This is a genomic window from Mycobacterium seoulense, assembly GCF_010731595.1.
Classification (GTDB): Bacteria; Actinomycetota; Actinomycetes; order Mycobacteriales; family Mycobacteriaceae; genus Mycobacterium; species Mycobacterium seoulense.
On sequence record NZ_AP022582.1, the window covers coordinates 2735923 to 2753350 of the forward strand.

15 protein-coding genes are annotated in these 17428 nt (G+C 69.1%); 8 read left to right on the forward strand and 7 right to left on the reverse strand.

What is annotated here, in order from left to right:
• Window positions 1-17: 17 nt before the first annotated feature.
• Window positions 18-599, reverse strand: coding sequence for a hypothetical protein (locus G6N37_RS12490; protein ID WP_163680631.1), 582 nt, complete (start codon window positions 597-599; stop codon window positions 18-20).
• Window positions 600-909: 310 nt separating this feature from the next.
• The gene (locus G6N37_RS12495) at window positions 910-2028 is read right to left on the reverse strand and encodes an adenylate/guanylate cyclase domain-containing protein (RefSeq protein ID WP_163680633.1); all 1119 of its coding nucleotides are present in this window, start codon (window positions 2026-2028) and stop codon (window positions 910-912) included.
• Between the two features lie 260 nt (window positions 2029-2288).
• On the opposite strand from G6N37_RS12495, the gene G6N37_RS12500 reads away from it, so the two are divergent.
• Complete coding sequence (locus G6N37_RS12500) at window positions 2289-2783, forward strand: DNA-deoxyinosine glycosylase (RefSeq protein WP_163680635.1); 495 nt, start codon at window positions 2289-2291, stop codon at window positions 2781-2783.
• Here G6N37_RS12500 and G6N37_RS12505 read toward each other — a convergent pair.
• Window positions 2778-4166 (reverse strand): amidase, encoded by a 1389-nt coding sequence (locus G6N37_RS12505; RefSeq protein WP_163684969.1) that lies wholly within the window; start codon window positions 4164-4166, stop codon window positions 2778-2780. The two genes, G6N37_RS12500 and G6N37_RS12505, sit on opposite strands and share 6 nt — an antisense overlap.
• A 52-nt stretch (window positions 4167-4218) precedes the next feature.
• On the opposite strand from G6N37_RS12505, the gene G6N37_RS12510 reads away from it, so the two are divergent.
• From G6N37_RS12510 to G6N37_RS12520, 3 genes are all read left to right on the forward strand, one after another.
• Window positions 4219-4647 carry an HIT family protein gene (locus G6N37_RS12510; protein WP_163680637.1) on the forward strand — a complete coding sequence of 143 codons (429 nt, stop codon included), beginning with the start codon at window positions 4219-4221 and terminating at the stop codon, window positions 4645-4647.
• Window positions 4648-4657: 10 nt separating this feature from the next.
• On the forward strand, window positions 4658-5104 hold the full coding sequence (locus tag G6N37_RS12515; protein WP_167527378.1) for a nitroreductase family deazaflavin-dependent oxidoreductase: 447 nt from the start codon (window positions 4658-4660) through the stop codon (window positions 5102-5104).
• An 89-nt stretch (window positions 5105-5193) separates the two neighbouring features.
• A complete protein-coding gene (locus tag G6N37_RS12520) occupies window positions 5194-9117 on the forward strand; it encodes a bifunctional diguanylate cyclase/phosphodiesterase (RefSeq protein WP_163680654.1) in 3924 nt (1307 codons plus the stop codon).
• Between the two features lie 4 nt (window positions 9118-9121).
• On the opposite strand, the gene G6N37_RS12525 is transcribed toward G6N37_RS12520, so the two are convergent.
• From G6N37_RS12525 to G6N37_RS12535, 3 genes are read right to left on the reverse strand one after another with little or no spacing between them, the layout of a single operon-like run.
• The gene (locus G6N37_RS12525) at window positions 9122-10153 is read right to left on the reverse strand and encodes an LLM class flavin-dependent oxidoreductase (protein ID WP_163680658.1); all 1032 of its coding nucleotides are present in this window, start codon (window positions 10151-10153) and stop codon (window positions 9122-9124) included.
• A 49-nt stretch (window positions 10154-10202) separates the two neighbouring features.
• Complete coding sequence (locus tag G6N37_RS12530) at window positions 10203-11333, reverse strand: FAD-binding protein (RefSeq protein ID WP_163680661.1); 1131 nt, start codon at window positions 11331-11333, stop codon at window positions 10203-10205.
• On the reverse strand, window positions 11330-12157 hold the full coding sequence (locus G6N37_RS12535; protein WP_163684973.1) for a uracil-DNA glycosylase: 828 nt from the start codon (window positions 12155-12157) through the stop codon (window positions 11330-11332). Before G6N37_RS12535 ends, G6N37_RS12530 begins: the two co-directional genes overlap by 4 nt.
• An 83-nt stretch (window positions 12158-12240) precedes the next feature.
• Here G6N37_RS12535 and G6N37_RS12540 point away from each other — a divergent pair, with 83 nt between their 5' ends.
• Complete coding sequence (locus G6N37_RS12540) at window positions 12241-13494, forward strand: MFS transporter (RefSeq protein ID WP_163680664.1); 1254 nt, start codon at window positions 12241-12243, stop codon at window positions 13492-13494.
• 1 nt (window position 13495) lies between these two features.
• Here G6N37_RS12540 and G6N37_RS26010 read toward each other — a convergent pair whose 3' ends face one another.
• Window positions 13496-14092 carry an SHOCT domain-containing protein gene (locus G6N37_RS26010; RefSeq protein ID WP_232075531.1) on the reverse strand — a complete coding sequence of 199 codons (597 nt, stop codon included), beginning with the start codon at window positions 14090-14092 and terminating at the stop codon, window positions 13496-13498.
• A gap of 70 nt (window positions 14093-14162) precedes the next feature.
• Here G6N37_RS26010 and G6N37_RS12550 point away from each other — a divergent pair, with 70 nt between their 5' ends.
• The 3 genes from G6N37_RS12550 (at window position 14163) to G6N37_RS12560 (ending at window position 17419) form a co-directional block, all read left to right on the forward strand.
• Complete coding sequence (locus tag G6N37_RS12550) at window positions 14163-15530, forward strand: FAD-binding oxidoreductase (protein ID WP_163680667.1); 1368 nt, start codon at window positions 14163-14165, stop codon at window positions 15528-15530.
• Window positions 15531-15599: 69 nt separating this feature from the next.
• Window positions 15600-16841: a cytochrome P450 gene (locus G6N37_RS12555; protein ID WP_163680670.1), complete on the forward strand. Its 1242-nt coding sequence runs from the start codon at window positions 15600-15602 to the stop codon at window positions 16839-16841.
• Window positions 16841-17419: a TetR/AcrR family transcriptional regulator gene (locus G6N37_RS12560; protein WP_163680674.1), complete on the forward strand. Its 579-nt coding sequence runs from the start codon at window positions 16841-16843 to the stop codon at window positions 17417-17419. The genes G6N37_RS12555 and G6N37_RS12560 overlap by 1 nt, the downstream gene beginning before the upstream one ends.
• The last annotated feature ends 9 nt before the right edge of the window (window positions 17420-17428 follow it).

Here is a 17428-nt window from a genome sequence, read left to right on the forward strand (position 1 = left end):
GCGACGAAGGCGTTGGCCTACGACTGCAGGTCCGGACCCTCCGAGCGTAAGTCGTCGACCGCCGACATCGCACTGCGCAACTTGGCCAGCCAGTCCTCGGCATGTTCACCGACCAGCTTGACCGACCACGCGAGCGCGTCGGCGCGGGACCGGGCGACACCGGCGTCGACCAGCGTGTCGAGTACCTGGCGTTCCGGTTGCTTCAAGCGCGTCATCACCGGTACCGCGATGTGAGTGAACAGGATTCGCTCGACGCCGGACTTCGAGCCGACCTCCACGCCCCAGGAAACCTTGCGCCCGTAGCGATCCTGCGCCTCGTCGGCGATATGCATTCGCTCCGAACGGGTTTCCTCCCGGAACCGGGAAGCGCGCCCTTCCGCTCGGGCGTCGGTCTCCTGCTCCGAGCCCTGGGGTTCGGGCAGCCGTCCTATGACGGTGATTTCTTCGCGGTCGACGACGACCGTCGGGTCGCCGTCGAACCAGTTTTCGGGCAGGCGCCCCGCGAACCATTCCGCGGCGTCACTGGCGTCGGGTTGCTGGGCCTGCTGCCAGCCGCCGGGGCGGCCGTAGCGCCGGCCGTGCGTGTGATGCGATTTCATAATTACATGATTACATCATTACACCCATTATGGAATGGCGTTCACCGGCGGCGAACGCCGGCCGGGCTGCGGCGGGAGCGTCGTGGGCCCGGCGCCGCGCGCGGCCGCCCGCCAAAAGGTGCGTTTAAGTGCGGAGAACCCGTTGATATGGGCTGTTCGACGTTGTATTTTTGGTAGCGAAGCAGGCCCGGAACGACCAATTCCAAGCGCCGGAAGTCAGGGTAGAAGACCGGCCGCGTAGGACCCGCGCATGACGGAGCCCAACGCCCCCAGAGTCGTCCGGGCCTGCCCATGTTCGCCGGATTTCAACTCACTCGCCGCCGTTGCCCCGCCGGATGCGGAAGAGTTTGACCTCGTTCTTGATGCCCTTGAGGCGGCGCGCACCGGCGAACGACGCGCTGAACTCCCCGGCGTCGGCGATGTTCTCCCAGACGGAATCGGCCGCCAGCACGGTGCCCGGCCGCGCCACACCGGTGACCCGGCTCGCGACGTTGACCGGGCTGCCGAACCAGTCGCCCGCCCGGCTCACCGCCATGCCGGACGCCAGGCCCGCCCGCAGGCGCGGAAAGTCGTTGTCGGTGTCGACGGCGTCCACCAGCTTCACCACCACGTCGAGCATGGGCAGCGGCTCGGGGCAGACGAACATCACCGCGTCGCCGATCGTCTTGATGAACCGCACGGGCGGGACGGTGATGTCGCGAGCCAGGTGCGCCAGGCGGTTGGCCAGATGCCCCAGCTCCTCCGCCGACACCGCCTCGCCGATCCGCGTGAAGCCGACGAGGTCGGCGAAGGCGACCGTGATGTGGCGGGCGCCCGGCAGCGGTTTGCCTGCGGCGCGCTCCGCGGCGTTGACCGCCTCGGTCTCCATCATGTGGCGCAGCTGCATGAACAGCATGTGCTCGATCATCGGGCCGAGCTCGGGCGCGATCTTGCCGACCAAAGCCTTTGACGCCTTGGCTATTTCGAGCTCGGTGGCCCCGGGCCGCATGATCGCCGAGAGCGCCGAATAGCGCATGACCTCGGCCGCGCGTGACAGCCCCTCGGCGAGCACCCGGACCACCAGTACCACTTGCTCGGGGTCCAGCCCCAGGTCGATGAAGCGCTGGGCGTAGGCGGCGGTTTCGCCGTCGGCGCGCATGTGCACGACGGCGTCGGGATCCTCCACCCGGGCCAGACCGATCGCGCGCTGCAGGCGTTGCAGCAGCGCCAGGTCGATGCCGTGGGTCTCGCTGATCTCGCGGGCCGACACGTAGGTACCGTCGTCACCGATGAGGTGGCGGGTGGCCAGCAAGAGTGGCGGATTGGTGGTCCTGATCTCTTCGGGGGTGATGCCCTGCTCGAGCAGCCACTCGACCAATTCCGCCCGCTCGTTGCGTGCGCTGCCCTCGAGTCCGTCGAGCAGGTCCTCGTCCACTTCGCCAACGTACAACGCGCGCCGATCGCGAGCGCGGCGTAGCCGGGCGACGCGGGTCGGCGCCGACAGACCACGCCGATCGCGAGCGCGGCGTAGCCGGGCGACGCGGGTCGGCGCCGACAGACCACGCCGATCGCGAGCGCGGCGTAGCCGGGCGACGCGGGTCGGGGCCGACAGACCACGCCGATCGCGAGCGCGGCGTAGCCGGGCGACGCGGGTCGGCGCCGACAGACCACGCCGATCGCGAGCGCGGCGTGAGGTCATGATCTGAAGTGATGAGCGCACCGTTGCTGCGGGGTTTCCCGCCGGTCGTCGGCGAGAACGCCAGGGTGTTGATCCTGGGTTCGTTTCCGAGCGCGCAGTCGCTGGCGGTCGGTCAGTACTACGGCAATCCGCGAAATGCGTTCTGGACGATCACCGGCGAACTGTTCGGGTTCGACGCGGCGGCGCCCTACGAAAACCGGCTGGCCGCGCTGCGATCGGTGGGTGTGGCCCTCTGGGACGTGTTGCGCGCATGCCGCCGCCCCGGCAGCGCGGACTCGGCAATCGAACCAAAAAGCTTGGTGGTCAACGATTTTGGCGAACTGTTCGCGCGATACCCGACGATCACGCGGGTGTACTTCAACGGCGCCAAGGCCGCCGAGCTGTACCGCAGGCTCGCCGAGGCCGACGAGCGGGTGGAATACCGGCGGCTGCCGTCGACGAGCCCGGCCCACGCCGTCGGGCGGGGCGCCAAGCTGGCCGCCTGGCGCGTCATCAGCTCGTCATGACACCGGCGGTCGCCGGTGCGCCCACGGCCTGGCGGATTCGATCTGCGCGGCCAACGACAACAGCGTCGCTTCCGCGAACGGCCGACCCACCAGCTGCACGGCGATCGGCAGGCCGTCGCCGTCGAAGTCCCACGGCACGGCCGCGGCGGGCTGCCCGGTCAGGTTCCACACCTGTTGGTAGGGCACCCGCTGGGCGACCGCCAGCAGCGTCCACACCGCGCCGTGGCGCTGGTAGGCGCCGATGCGGGAGGGCCCGGTCGCATTGCCCGGCGTGACGACGACGTCGACGTCGTCGAAGATCGACTGAATCCGGGCGTTGACCGCGGCCTCGGCCTCGCGCAGGGCAACCATCCGGCGGTCGGAGAACAGTGAACCGGCGCGCGCCAGGTTGCGGGTGCGCGCTTCGAGACGGTCGGGATGGGCCAGTGCGTCGGCGTCGTCGCTGATACCCCGCAGGTAGCGGGGCAGGTAGTTGGTCATGATCGCCGATGGCGGATAGTCGGGGTCGGCGGTGATCACCTCATGGCCCAGATCGCGCAGCAACGCGCCGGCTTGCTCGACCGCGGTGAGCTGCTCCTTGCCGATCCTGACGGGCAGCGGGGTTGGGACCTTGGTGCTCAAGGCGATTCGCAGGCGCCCGGGCGCACGCGTCGCCGCCGCCGCGAACTCGCCCTCGGGCCCCGGCACGGTGGAGGTCGCATCGAGGAACAGCGCGGCGTCCAGCACGGACCGGGCCAGCGGTCCGTTGACACTCAGCCCGTGCCACGCGTCGTCGTGGGGCTCCAGCGACACCCGATCCCGCTGGGGTTTGACACCGAACAGCCCGCACCAGATCGCCGGGATGCGAATCGAGCCGCCGCCGTCGGATCCCAGCGCCAGCGGAGCCAGGCCGGCGGCCACCGCGGCGGCGCTGCCGCCACTGCTTCCGCCCGGGGTGCGCGTGAGGTTCCAGGGGTTGCGGGTGGCACCGAACGCCAGCGACTCGGTGTAGGGAAACATCATCAGTTCGGGCACGTTGGTCTTGCCGAGGATGACGGCGCCCGCGGCGCGCAACCGGCGGACCACCTCCGCGTCGGATGTCGCCGCGGGCCGGTGTCCGCCGCTGCCGAACGTCGTCACCTCGCCTGCGACGTCGACGTCGTCTTTGATCGCGATCGGCACCCCGAGGAGCGGGAGCCGCTCGCCCGCTTCGAGGCGGTCCTGCGCGACCGCCGCCTCGTAGCGCGCGCTGTCGGAGAGCACCACGCGGTAGCACCGCAGCTGGCTGTCCAGTCGCGCGATCCGCTCCAGGTAGATCTCGAGCAACTCCGGCGCGGTCAGTTCGCCGTCGGCCAGCATCCGCGCCTGAGCGGCCGCGCCGGCATAAGCCACATCGCGGGCCACGTCGCGAGCGTCCACTGCGGCAGCGTATCCCCCGGCCAGTACCGTGGGCGACATGTCCTGCGTGTTCTGTGCGATCGTCGCCGGAGAGGCCCCGGCCATCCGGATCTGTGAAGACGACGACTTTGTGGCCATCCTCGACATCCGCCCGTTCACCCGCGGCCACACCCTGGTCGTCCCCAAACGCCACAGCGTGGATCTCACCGATACCCCACCGGAAACGCTGGCCGGGATGGTCACCATCGGTCAACGGATCGCCCGTGCCGCCCGCTCGACGGAGTTGGCCGACGCGACCAACATCGCCATCAACGACGGCCGCGCCGCCTTCCAGACGGTGTTCCATATCCACCTGCACGTGCTGCCGCGGCGCAACGGCGACAAGCTTTCCGTCGCCAAGGGGATGCTGCTGCGGCGCGACCCCGACCGGGAGGCCACCGCGCAAATCCTGCGCTCGGCACTGGCCCGCATCGATGCCAGCCAGTAATACTGGGCCGATGGCATTTCCGTCCTGGGTCGAGCAGCGGCTGCTGCCCCCGATGCTGCGCGTGCACGACACCGTTTACCGCAAGACGAATGGCTGGATCGGTCATCGCTTGCTGGTGATGCCCAGCCTGCTGCTGCACACCGTGGGCGCCAAAACCGGGCAGCCCCGCACCGCGGCGCTCACCTATGCGCGCGACGGAGATGACTACCTGATCGTCGCCTCCAAAGGAGGCGACCCCCGCGCACCCGGCTGGTACCACAACCTGCGGAAGAACCCGGACGTTGAAATCAACGTCGGCCCAAGGCGTTTCGCGGTGACCGCCCGCCCCGTGCTGCCCGATGATGCCGATTACTCGCGGCTGTGGCAGATCGTCAACAAGAACAACGGCGATCGATACACGGGTTACCAGAAGAAGACGTCGCGGCCGATTCCCGTCGTGGTACTCAGGCGGCGTTGACCCTGAACCCGGCGTGGAGGTTTATTCTCCACTAGCGCGGTGAACTTCTCGACAGCTCACCGCGCGGCGCTACATCGGCTGGAGTGGGCATGAGACCCTGGGCGGGCAACCCGTGGCGGCGATTAAGGCTGCCCCCGCGTCTCGGTTGGCTGGTCCTCGGCACGTATGGTTTGGCGGCCGCGATGGTGGTCGCATCCTCGATCGCCGGCTGGGAGGGCGCGTACGCGACCCGGCCGGTCGATGAAATCGCGTTGGCGGGCTGCCTGCTGGTCGGGGCGGGATGTGCGGGCTACGCGGCGCGCTCCGCGACGGGTCGGCACCGGGGCGGATGGGTTGCAATGGTGACGGCCCAGCTGGGCTGGGCCGTGGGCGAGGTCATCTGGGCCGTGTATGACGTGCGTCCGGGACTGGCCCACGCCACCCATCCCGCGGCCGCCGAGATCGTGCTGTTGCTCTGGCCGTTCGGCGCCTTCGCGTCGCTGGTGCTGTTGTCACGGTTCTCCCGCCACAGCCCACGCCGACTGGTGCTCGACGGCCTTATCGTGGCGACGTCGCTGTTCGTCGTGTCGTGGGTCTTCGTCCTCGACAAACAGCTGCGCGAGGACAGCGGCTCGCGGGCGACCACCGTCGCTGAAGTCTTCAACGACGTCCTCCTGCTGACGACCGCGATCCTCATGCTGTCCCGGGTGCGTCGCGGCGACCCGCCGAGCCGCAACCTGCTGTCCGGCGGCGTGGTGACGATCAGCGTGGCCGACATCGCGATGGTGTTCAAGAGCGGGATCGGCAGCTATCAGGTGAGCGGTCTCGTGGACCTGGGCAGAGTGGCCGGGCTGGGCATGATCGCGCTGGCAGCGCTGTCCAGCGTCGACGAGGTCGCGGCGCCGGCCTCGCGCAACGACGAAATGCTGTCGCGGACCCGCCTGTGGCTGCCCTACCTTCCGCTGGTGGTGGCCGCCGCGGTCGGGTTGGGCCGCGCGCTGGGCTTGATGGCACACGGTCCGCTACTCATCGCGCTGGGGATCCTCGTGGCCGCGGTGCTCGCGCGTCAGTTCGTCATGCTGATGGAGAACCAGAGCCTGCTGTCCGAGGTCGCCCGCGAAGCGTTCCGCGACAGTCTGACGGGCCTGGCCAACCGGGCGTACTTCCTCGATCGCCTGGAACAGGCCGTCGCCCGGCAGAACTGCGACGTCGCCCCCATAGCGGTGTTGTGCCTCGACCTTGACAACTTCAAATCGGTCAACGACGCCCTCGGTCACCCCGCGGGTGACGAACTACTGGTCCGGGTGGCAGGGCGGCTCACCGCCGCCCTGGGCGACAAGTGCGTCACCGCCCGCCTGGGCGGCGACGAATTCGCCGTGCTCCTCGAGGGTCCCGTCGAGGAGTCGCACGCGGCGGCACATCGGGTCCTCGAGGCGTTCGACGGCCCGATCGTGGTCGACGGCGTTCCCGTACCGGTCCGGCCGAGTGTCGGCTTCACGGTGGCCACCGTCGCGTCGGACTGCACCGTCGAGCAGCTCCTCCGGCACGCCGACCTGGCCATGTACACGGCCAAACGCGAAGGCGGCCAATGCGTTCGCAGCTTCGTGCCCGATCTGCCGCTCTCCTACTCGTTGTCGGCCGCTCCGGCGCCCGGGCCGGCTCCCGCGGCGGTGGCGGCCGCAGAGACGAGCGTCGAGCCAATGCGCAGGCGGCTCGCCGACGTCGGCACGTCACGACCGGCGCCTCCGCAGGACGGTATCGACGGCGTCCGGTGGCCCCCGGCGCCGATCCGGATCGCTTTGGCTGTCTTGATTTTCGGCGTGGTCGCCTTCGCGGCGACCAGCGTCCTCTTCCCGCATGCCAGCCACAGCGTGTTCTTCGCCAAATCCCTGTATTCGGCGTTGAACCTGCTGGCGGCCGCGCTGATCGCCGTTCGCGCGCACCGCCTCAGGGCCGACCGGATCGCGTGGTCTCTGATCGCGGCAGGCATGGCGTTCTCGGCGCTCGGTGACGTCGTTTACGCGTTGTGGGTGCCGAACGCTCACTCGCCATCGGTCGCCGATCCCGAATACCTGGCGTTCTATCCGTTCGTCTATGCCGGGATGTTGCTGCTGATGCGATCGCACCTCAAGCGGGTGCCGGTGCCGATCCGCCTCGATTCCCTGGTGTGCGCGTTGGCCGTCGCCGCGCTGGCCGCCGCGCTGCGGGCCGGACCCATGCACGCCGCCGCGCAACGGACGCCCGCGACCGTGCTGGTGGGTCTGGTCTACCCGTGGGGCGACCTGGTGCTGCTGGCCATGGCCGTCGGCATGCTGCCGATCGTCGGATGGCGCAGGGAGTTTCGCTGGGGCTTCCTGGTCGCCGGGTTGGTCGGCTTCGCGGTCGCGGACACGGCGTACCTCTTCCAGACGTCGGCCGGTGCATACCGGGTGGGCACCACGCTGGACGCACTCTGGCCGGCCTCGTCGCTGCTGGTGGCGATGGCCAGCTGGGCGCGAGGGTCGTCGGCGGCGCCGGCGACGCGGCGCGGACTCGACTCCTACGCGGTGCCGGTGACGTGCACCGTGGTGGCGCTCGGCGTCGCCATCCTGGGCCACGATTCACGGCTCGCCTCGACGCTCGCCGCGCTGAGCCTCGTCGCGGTCGCCGCGCGATTCTCGGTGACCTTCCGGGATGTCAGTCTGCTGGCTGAAAGCCACAAGCAGGCCATGACCGACAAATTGACCACGCTGCCCAATCGGCGGTCCTTGGCGACCGCGCTGACCGCGCTCTCGGCTTCCGACCAACCGGTCAGAACGTCGTCGCGTCGCGCTCTGCTGCTGCTGAGTCTCCCCAGGCTGCGGGAGATCAACGACTCGGTCGGTCGCCACTTTGCCGATGAGCTGTTGTGGCGCGTCGCAAACCGGCTCGCGCGCAACGTGCGTCGCGACGATCTGCTCGCGCGGGTGAGCGACGAGGAGTTCGCGATCCTGCTCGGTGAGGGCTCCGATCTCGTCGCCGCGCGCGCCCAAGCGGGGCGGTTGCTCGAAGGGATCAGCATCCCGTTCGAGCTGGACGCGATCAGCGTGCAGGTCGAGGCCTGCGTCGCCATTGCGCTCTATCCCGACCATTGCGACCATCCGCAGGAGCTGCTGAATCGCGCCGAGGCGACGATCCCGTACGCCAAGTCGGCCCTCAGCAAGATCGCGGTGTACGAGGCCGGCTTCGAGGTGGATCGCGACCACGACCCCAACCTCGTCCGCGAGCTGCGCGCGGCGCTGATCGACGGCGACGAGTTGACGGTGCATTACCAGCCGAAGGTCAACGCGGCCGACGGCAGCGTCCACAGCGTCGAGGCGCTGCTGCGCTGGCAACATCCCGCCCGCGGGTTGCTGCTGCCGGAGGAGTTCCTGGCGGCCGCCGAACGTTCCGGGTTGATGCGCACCTTGGCCCATCGCACCATCAACCTGACACTCGAACAGATTCGGTCCTGGCGCGACGAGGGCATTGCGATGAGCGTCGCGGTGAACCTGTCGACGACGAACCTGCTCGACCTCGACCTCGCGGTCACCATCGAGCGGTTGCTGCGCAACCACGGGTTGCCCCCCGACGCGCTGATCATCGAGATCACCGAGGGCGCACTGGTCGACTCGGAGCGCTCCCGCAACACCGTGGCGGCCCTGCAGCTCCTCGGCGTGCGCATCTCGCTGGACGACTACGGCACCGGATGGTCGTCGCTGGCCCGCCTGCAGGACGTCTCGGTCGACGAGCTCAAACTGGACCGGCGATTCGTCGCGCGGCTGGCCCAGGACCCCCGATCGGTCGCCATCGTGCAATCGACCGTGGATTTGGCGCAGAACCTCGGCGCCGACCTCGTCGCCGAGGGGGTCGAGGACGAGGCCACCCTCAGCGCGCTGCGGCGTTACGGCTGCACCATCACCCAGGGGTTCGTGCACAGCCCGCCGTTGCCGCCGGACGAACTGCGCCGCTGGATCACCGACCGGCGCGCGATCGCCGGCCCCGTCGATTCCCAGCGCTCGGCCGTGACGGACTGACCGGTCAGAACAACTCCTTGGCGAGCAATTCCAGGGTCGCCACCCGCGCCGGCCCGGTGGCCGGGAGCGTGCCGCGGCGGGCCGAGGCCACCGGGTTGACCATCACCTCGTCGACCTCGAACCGTCGCGCAAGTTCGCGCAACTGTTCGGCCGCCTCGACGGGGGTGCCGAGGACGGCTCGTCGCAGCCCGCTCTCCACGATGCGCTGCTGCTGCGGCGTCAACTGCGCGCCTTCGGCCTCCTCGACGAGCGGCACCGGCCCCAAGGGCTCTCCGGTGCGCAGCTTCGCCATCATCTGCAGATTGGGCAGCATCAATGCCATTGCCTCGTCGCGCGTTTCGGCCACGGCGGCGTTCACCGTCAGGAATGTCACGGGCTCGGCGGCCACGGCGCTCGGCTTGAACCGGGAGCGATAGAGCTCGAGCGCCTCTTCGGTTCCGTTGCCGGAAAAGTGATGTGCGAACACGTACGGTAGCCCCTTGGCGGCGGCCAGGTGCGCCGAGTACATCGACGAGCCCAACAGCCACAGACGGGGTTCGCCGGCGGCCGCCGGGGTGGCCTTGAGCCGGTAGTCCCCCGACCGCAACGGCACCACCACGCCGCGGGGGCTCATCAGCGCGGCCACGTCGTCGAGGTATTCGGGGAAATTCTCGATGTCGCGTTCGTCGCGGCCGCCACGCAGCGCGTAGGAGGTCACCGGGTCGGAACCGGGCGCCCGGCCAATGCCGAGGTCGATGCGCCCCGGCGCGGCGGCTTCCAGCAGCGCGAACTGCTCGGCCACCGCCAGCGGCGCGTGGTTGGGCAGCATCACCCCGCCCGACCCGAGCCGCAGCTGCGACGTCTGCGCGGCCAGGTAGGCGATCAGCACCGGAGGGCTGGTGGCGCCGACGGACGGCATGTTGTGATGCTCGGCGACCCAGTAGCGCGTGAAACCCAGCCGATCAGCGGCCTGCGCCAGCTGCACGGTCGCCGCGAGCGCATCGCCTGTCGTCTGATCTGTGCGCACCGGGACGAGATCAAGGACGGAAAGACGCACGTTGGCGTCAACGCCTCCCGGCGCGCGAACGTTCCCGGGCGAGATGGCCTCAGTAGTCCTTCAGCGTGATCGAGCTGACGATGCGGTCGAAGACCTCCTGCGGGATCGGCGCCCCGCCCGGAATGTTGTCGACGACCAGCCATTGATTGCGCTTGACGTAGTCGTTGAACTCTTTGTGGTAGTTCGCGAAACCGAGTTCGTAGTCGACCGTCCCGTCCCCGGAAGCCGCCGCGAGCTCGCCGGCCAGGATGTAGGCACCCAGCAGGGCCACGCTCGTCCCCTGGCCCGACAACGGCGAGCAGCAATATCCGGCGTCGCCGACCAGCGCCACCCTGCCCTTCGACCAGCGATCCATCTTGATCTGCGACATCTCGTCGAAGTAGAAATCCGGGGCGTCGCGCATGTATCCCAACAGCTGCGGACGGACCCACCCGTCCTCGGCCATCCGCCGTTCCAGCTCGGCGAACTGCGCCTCGGTGTCGCGGTAATCGATCCGCAGATCGGCGTCCATGAAACCGAGCATGGCCCGGGCCTCGGTGTTGTTGCGGGCGCTGTAGACGCCCGCCATGGAGGAATCGCCGTAGTGCCAGGTCTGCCAGTAGTCCAAGTCCAGGAAATTGGGGACCGTGAAGATCGCCGCGTGCGTGCCCAGCCTCTCGATGAATTGCTCCTCGGGGCCGAACACCAACCGGCGCACGTTGGAGTGCAATCCGTCGGCGCCGATGACCAAGTCGAAGCTGCGTGCGGGGGCACGTTCGAAGGTCACGTTGACGGCCGCGCCGTCGTCGTCCAAACCGGTGATGGTGTCATCGAAGATGTATTCGGCCGTCCATTGGCTTGCGCCGTACAGCAATTCGACCAGGTCGTCACGCAAGAGCTCGATGTCGGGGCTGTCGATGGGCCCGGCGGTGGGCGTCGACTCGGTGTCGCGGGACAGCTCGTTGCCGTCCCGGTCGACGACGGAGGCGCCGCGGATTTGCGTCTTGCGTTTCTGGGCGGCGGCCAGCAGCCCCATGCGTTCGAGCACTCCGAGCGCCGGCCCGCGCACGTCGATGGCCTGGCCGCCAGGCCGCGGCCCGGGGTACCGTTCCACCACGGTGACCGAATAGCCGTGCCGTCCAAGCCAATAAGCCGCCGTCGTACCGGCCACGCTGGCGCCGGAAATCAGAACGTCAGTCACTTAATCCCTGCCAGCCTTTTTGCGTCACGGAAAACGTCGTCGAGCATTGCTGGTGTCAACCTACCGGTAAACATGTTTTGCTGGCTCGGGTGGTAGCAGCCGAGTAACCGCACGCCAGGTGCGAATTGCGCGACGACCCCGTGGCCGAACCGCGGCTTGCGCATCGCGGACGCGCCCGGCAGCCGCAGCGCGATTTGCCAGGCGAACCCGCCCAAAGCCACGATCGTGCGCACATGCTCTGACACCAACCGCCATTCGGCCTGAAGCCAGGGCCAGCAGGTGTCGCGCTCCGCCGGTGTCGGGGCGTTGGCCGGGGGCGCGCACCGCACCGGCGCCACGATGCGAACCTCGTTGGCCCGCAGGCCATCCGCGGCATCCACGCTGGTGGGTTGGTTCACCAGCCCGGCCCGGTGCAGCGCGGCATAGAGCTGATCGCCGGACCGGTCGCCGGTGAACATGCGTCCGGTGCGGTTGCCGCCGTGCGCGGCCGGCGCCAACCCGACGATCAGCAGCCGGGGTCGCTCCGACCCCCAGCCCGGCACCGGCCGGCCCCAATACGGCTGGTCGGCGAAGGCGCGGCGTTTGAGGACGGCGACGTCCTCGCGCCAGTCGACCAGCCGCGGGCAGGCCCGGCAGACGCTGACCAGGGCGTCGAGTTCCGGGAGCGACGCGGCGTGGGCCGCCAGCTCGGCGACGCGTGCGGCGTCGGCGGCCACCTCGGTCTGGGCGGTCGCCGGGTCGCCCGGCCATCCGGTGCCGGGAACCACCGGTGAATCGAAGGGCTGACCGGTACGAGGGTGGACGAGCACATGAACATCCTGCAGTCAGCCGCGAGGCGACGACTGAACGCCCCGAATATTCAGTGGTCGGGCCGTGGATCAGCGGCTAAATTCTCCCCGGGATACCCATGAGCCATACGAGCCGAGGCCCGGCGCTGCTGATCCTGTCCGCCACACTGATGGCGACGACGGGTACCGGCGTCTCGATCATCGCGTTCCCCTGGCTGGCGTTGCAGCACCACGACCGCGCCCGCGACGCGTCGGTCGTGGCCGCCGCGATGACGCTGCCCCTCGTGCTCTCCACGCTGGTCGCCGGCACCGCGGTCGACTTCGTCGGGCGGCGGCGGGTGTCGCTGGTCTCCGATTCGCTGTCGTGCGCGGCGGTGGCCGCCGTGCCGCTGGCCGCCCGCCTGTTCGGCGTGGATGCCATCAGCGTCGTCATGCTGGCCGTGCTGGCCTTCTGTGCGGCCGCTTTCGATCCGGCGGGGATGACGGCGCGTCAGTCGATGCTGCCGGAGGCCGCCGCGCGCGCGGGCTGGTCGTTGGACCGCACCAACAGCCTCTACGAGGTCGTGCTCAACCTCGGGTTCATGGTCGGCCCGGGCATCGGCGGCTTGATGATCGCCACGGTTGGCGGCGTCAACACGATGTGGTTCACGGCGGGTTGTTTCGGGTTGTCCCTCTTGGCCATTGGGGCGCTGCGCCTCGAGGGTGCCGGAAAGCCTCAGCAGGCGGCCCGCCCGGAAGGCCTGGTGTCCGGCGTCGTCGAGGGGCTGCGGTTCGTGTGGAAGCTGCGGGTGCTCCGAACGCTCGGCCTGATCGACCTGGCCGTGACCGCGCTCTACCTGCCGATGGAAAGCGTGCTGTTCCCAAAGTATTTCGCCGACCGGCACCAGCCCGCCGAGCTGGGTTGGGCGTTGATGGCGCTCGCGGTCGGTGGCGTGGCGGGTGCGCTCGGCTACGCGGTGCTCTCGAAACACACCCGGCGGCGTACGGCCGTGCTGACGGCGACCCTCACCTTCGGCGCCGCGACGGTCGGCATCGCCTTCCTGCCGTCGCTGCCGGTGATCCTGCTGCTCTGCGGGGTGACCGGCCTGGTGTACGGGCCGATCCAGCCCATCTACAACTACGTCATGCAGACCCGGGCGCCGCAACATCTGCGCGGCCGCGTGGTCGGGGTGATGGCGGGGCTGACCTACGCCGCGGGGCCGTTGGGCTTGCTGGTGGCCGGTCCGCTCACCGATGCCGCCGGATTGCAGGTCACCTTCCTGGCGTTGGCGGTGCCGATCCTGGTGATCGGGCTGGTTGCCACCAGGTTGCCGTCGCTGCGGGAACTGGACCGCGCGCCGGCGTTCGAGACGAGCCAGGAATCGCCGCTGTGATTCACTCGCCGAGAATCTTGCGCTTTTGCTGCTCGAATTCGTCGTCGGTGAGCAGACCACGGTCCTTCAGTGCGGCCAGCCTCTCGAGCCGATCGACGGGGTCCGCCGCCTGCTGGGTTTGCGCCGCCTGCACCGCACCGAGCGCCTGCTGCTGCATCTCGGCCCCGCGCCGCATCATCTCCTGACGAAATGCGGTGGGATCGGCAATGGCCTGGCGGATGACGTCGGTCATCGGCATGCCCATCACCTGAGCGCCCGCCAGGTCGGGGCGGGCCGCGGTCACGGCGTCGATCGCCGCGTCCGCCGTGGCCGCCGGCCGAGGGTCGATTTGCACGCGGCTGTGGTCCTTCGGGTCGTAGAGCACCGGCAACCGCGTGCCCGGACGCGGTTGGCTCAGCTGAGGGAGCAGCGCGTTGACATTGACCTCGAACGGCGGTTCGGCATCGGGCGTGACGCGCAGCAGCAGCTTCCAGCGAACCTCGGTGTTGTTCACCAGATTCGGGTTGCCGACGCTGACCGAAATCGCCGACTGCTCGGCGGCGAGGACGTCCGCAAACGCGCGGATGCCGACCTTGCTGAGGTCTCTGCGCCCAAACACCCTGCTCAACCCCTTAACCCGTTGAGGATCGCTCAACTGTACAGCGCTGATGGGCCCGTAGGATCGGGTCGTGAATGCTGATGTCCTGGCCGAGCTGGTTGCCGGTCTGCCCGACGGGATGGTCGTCACCGACCCGACCGTGACCGAGGGCTACCGTCAGGACCGCGCCTTCGATCCGTCGGCCGGCAAACCCTTGGCCGTGGTCCGGCCGCGGTGCACCGAAGACGTGCAGACCGTGTTGCGGTGGGCCACCACCCACCGGGTCCCGGTGGTGACCCGGGGAGCCGGTAGCGGCCTGTCCGGCGGGGCGACGGCGCTGGACAACGGCATCGTGCTGTCGACGGAGAAGATGCGTGACATCACCGTCGACCCGGTCACACGCACCGCGGTATGTCAGCCCGGTCTGTTCAACGCCGAGGTCAAGAAGGCGGTCGCCGAGCACGGCCTGTGGTACCCCCCGGATCCGTCGTCGTTCGAGATCTGCAGCATCGGCGGCAACATCGCCACCAATGCCGGCGGCCTCTGTTGCGTCAAGTACGGCGTCACCACCGACTATGTGCTGGGCATGCAGGTGGTGTTGGCCGACGGCACGGCGGTCCGGCTCGGCGGCCCGCGGCTCAAGGACGTCGCGGGGCTGTCGCTGACCAAGCTGTTCGTCGGCAGCGAAGGCACGCTGGGCGTGGTCACCGAGGTCACGCTGCGGCTGGTGCCCAAGCAGAACGCGTCCAGCGTCGTGGTGGCGTCGTTTGCGTCGGTGGAGGCGGCCGTGGACGCGGTGCTCGGGGTTACCGCGCGGCTTCGCCCGTCGATGCTGGAGTTCATGGACTCGGTGGCCATCAACGCCGTCGAGGACACGTTGCGCATGGACCTGGACCGGGGGGCGGCGGCCATGCTGGTGGCCGGCAGCGACGAGCGTGGCCGGGCCGGCAGCGAGGACGCCGAGATCATGGCCGCGGTGTTCGCGGAAAGCGGTGCGACGGAAGTGTTTTCGACCGACGATCCCGACGAGGGCGAGGCGTTCGTCGCCGCCCGCCGGTTCTGCATCCCCGCGGTCGAAGCGAAGGGATCGCTCCTGCTCGAGGACGTCGGGGTGCCGCTGCCGGCGCTGGGCCGGCTCGTCACCGGCATCGCGCACATCGCCGCGGAGCGCGACCTGACGATTTCGGTGATCGCCCACGCCGGTGACGGCAACACCCACCCGTTGATCGTCTACGACCCCGCGGACGCCGCCATGACCGATCGGGCACACCTCGCCTTCGGCGAGATCATGGACCTTGCCGTCGGCCTCGGCGGCACGATCACCGGCGAGCACGGCGTCGGCCGGTTGAAGCGGCCGTGGCTGGCCGGCTACCTCGGACCCGAGGTGATGGATCTCAACAGGCGCATCAAGCAGGCGCTCGACCCGCAGGGCATCCTGAACCCGGGCGCGGGCATCTAGTTTCGCGGCGGTCACGTTTCGCGGCTGAGGCGCGTTGACATTTCATCGTGATTGTCGTACCAATGAGACATGAATGCGGTTATGTCTCACAATCCGCCGGTCGCGTTCGAACTGGCCACCGCTGACACCTGGCCGGATCCGTGGCCGATGTACCGCGCGCTTCGCGACCACGATCCGGTGCACCACGTCGTCCCGCCCAAACGGCCCGAGCACGACTACTACGTGCTGTCTCGGCACGCCGACGTCTGGGCCGCGGCGCGCGACCACGAGACGTTCTCCTCCGCACAGGGGCTCACCGTCAACTACGGTGATTTGGAAATGATTGGGCTGCAAGATAATCCACCGATGGTGATGCAGGACCCGCCGGTGCACACCGAGTTTCGCAAGCTGGTGTCACGCGGCTTCACGCCACGACAGGTGGAGGCGGTGGAACCCAAGGTCCGCGAATTCGTCGTCGAGCGGATCGAGCGGCTGCGTGCCGACGGCGGCGGCGACATCGTCACCGAGCTGTTCAAGCCGCTGCCCTCGATGGTGGTCGCCCACTACCTCGGCGTGCCCGAAGCGGATCGGGCGCAATTCGACGGGTGGACGGACGTCATCGTCGCGGCGAACACCGCCGAGGGCGGTGTTGCCGGGGCGCTGGAAACGGTGGGTGAGGCGGTCGGGTCGATGATGGCCTATTTCACCGGCCTGATCGAGCGCCGCCGAACCGAGCCCGAGGACGACACCATCTCGCATTTGGTGGCCGCGGGGGTGGGCGCCGACGGCGATATCGCCGGCACCCTGTCGGTGCTGGCGTTCACGTTCACCATGGTCACCGGCGGCAACGACACCACCACCGGAATGCTCGGCGGCTCAATGCCTTTGCTGCATCAACGCCCCGACCAGCGGCGGCTGCTGGTCGACGATCCGGGGCTGGTTCCCGACGCGGTCGAGGAGCTGCTCCGGCTGACCTCGCCGGTGCAGGGACTGGCCCGCACGGCCACCCGCGACGTCACGATCGGCGGCACCACCATCCCCGCCGGACGCAAAGTGTTACTCCTGTATGGGTCGGCCAACCGAGACGAGCGCCAATATGGTCCGGACGCCGGTGATCTCGACGTCAACCGCCGCCCGCGCAACATCATGACCTTCAGCCACGGCGCCCACCATTGCCTGGGCGCGGCGGCTGCGCGGATGCAATCCCGTGTCGCCCTGACCGAATTACTCACCCGCTGCCCGGATTTCGAGGTCGACGAGTCCGCGATCGTCTGGTCGGGCGGCAGTTATGTGCGGCGCCCGCTGTCGGTACCTATTCGGGTGAAGTCCTGATGCCGAATGACTGGCTGGCCGCGCACCGCACCGAGGCGGCCGCGGACCGGATCCTCGACGCCGCCGAGCAGCTCTACACCGAGCGCGACCAGGCTTCGATCGGCATGAACGACATCGCCAGGGCCGCAGGGTGTTCCCGCGCGACGCTGTACCGGTACTTCGAGAACCGCGAGGCGTTGCGGACCGCCTACGTGCACCGGGAAGCCCGAAGGCTCGGCCGCGCGATCAAGGAGCAGATCGGCGGCATCGACGATCCCCGGGAACGCCTCGTCGCGAGCATCGCCGCGACGCTGCGGATGGTTCGCGGCAGCCGCGCGTTGGCGTCGTGGTTCGCCGTCACCCGGCCCCCGATCGGCGCCGAGGTGGCCGGGCAGTCCGAGGTGATCACCGCCCTGGCCGCCGCGTTCGTCGGCTCGCTCGGGCCGGAAGACCCCGCCGTCGTCGAGCGCCGGGCGCGCTGGGTGGTGCGAGTGATCACATCGCTGCTGCAGTTCCCCGGTCAAGACGACGCCGACGAGCGGGCGATGGTCGAGGAGTTCGTCGTCCCGATCGTGACGCCGGTGTCCGCCCGCGGCTAGGCGCACCGG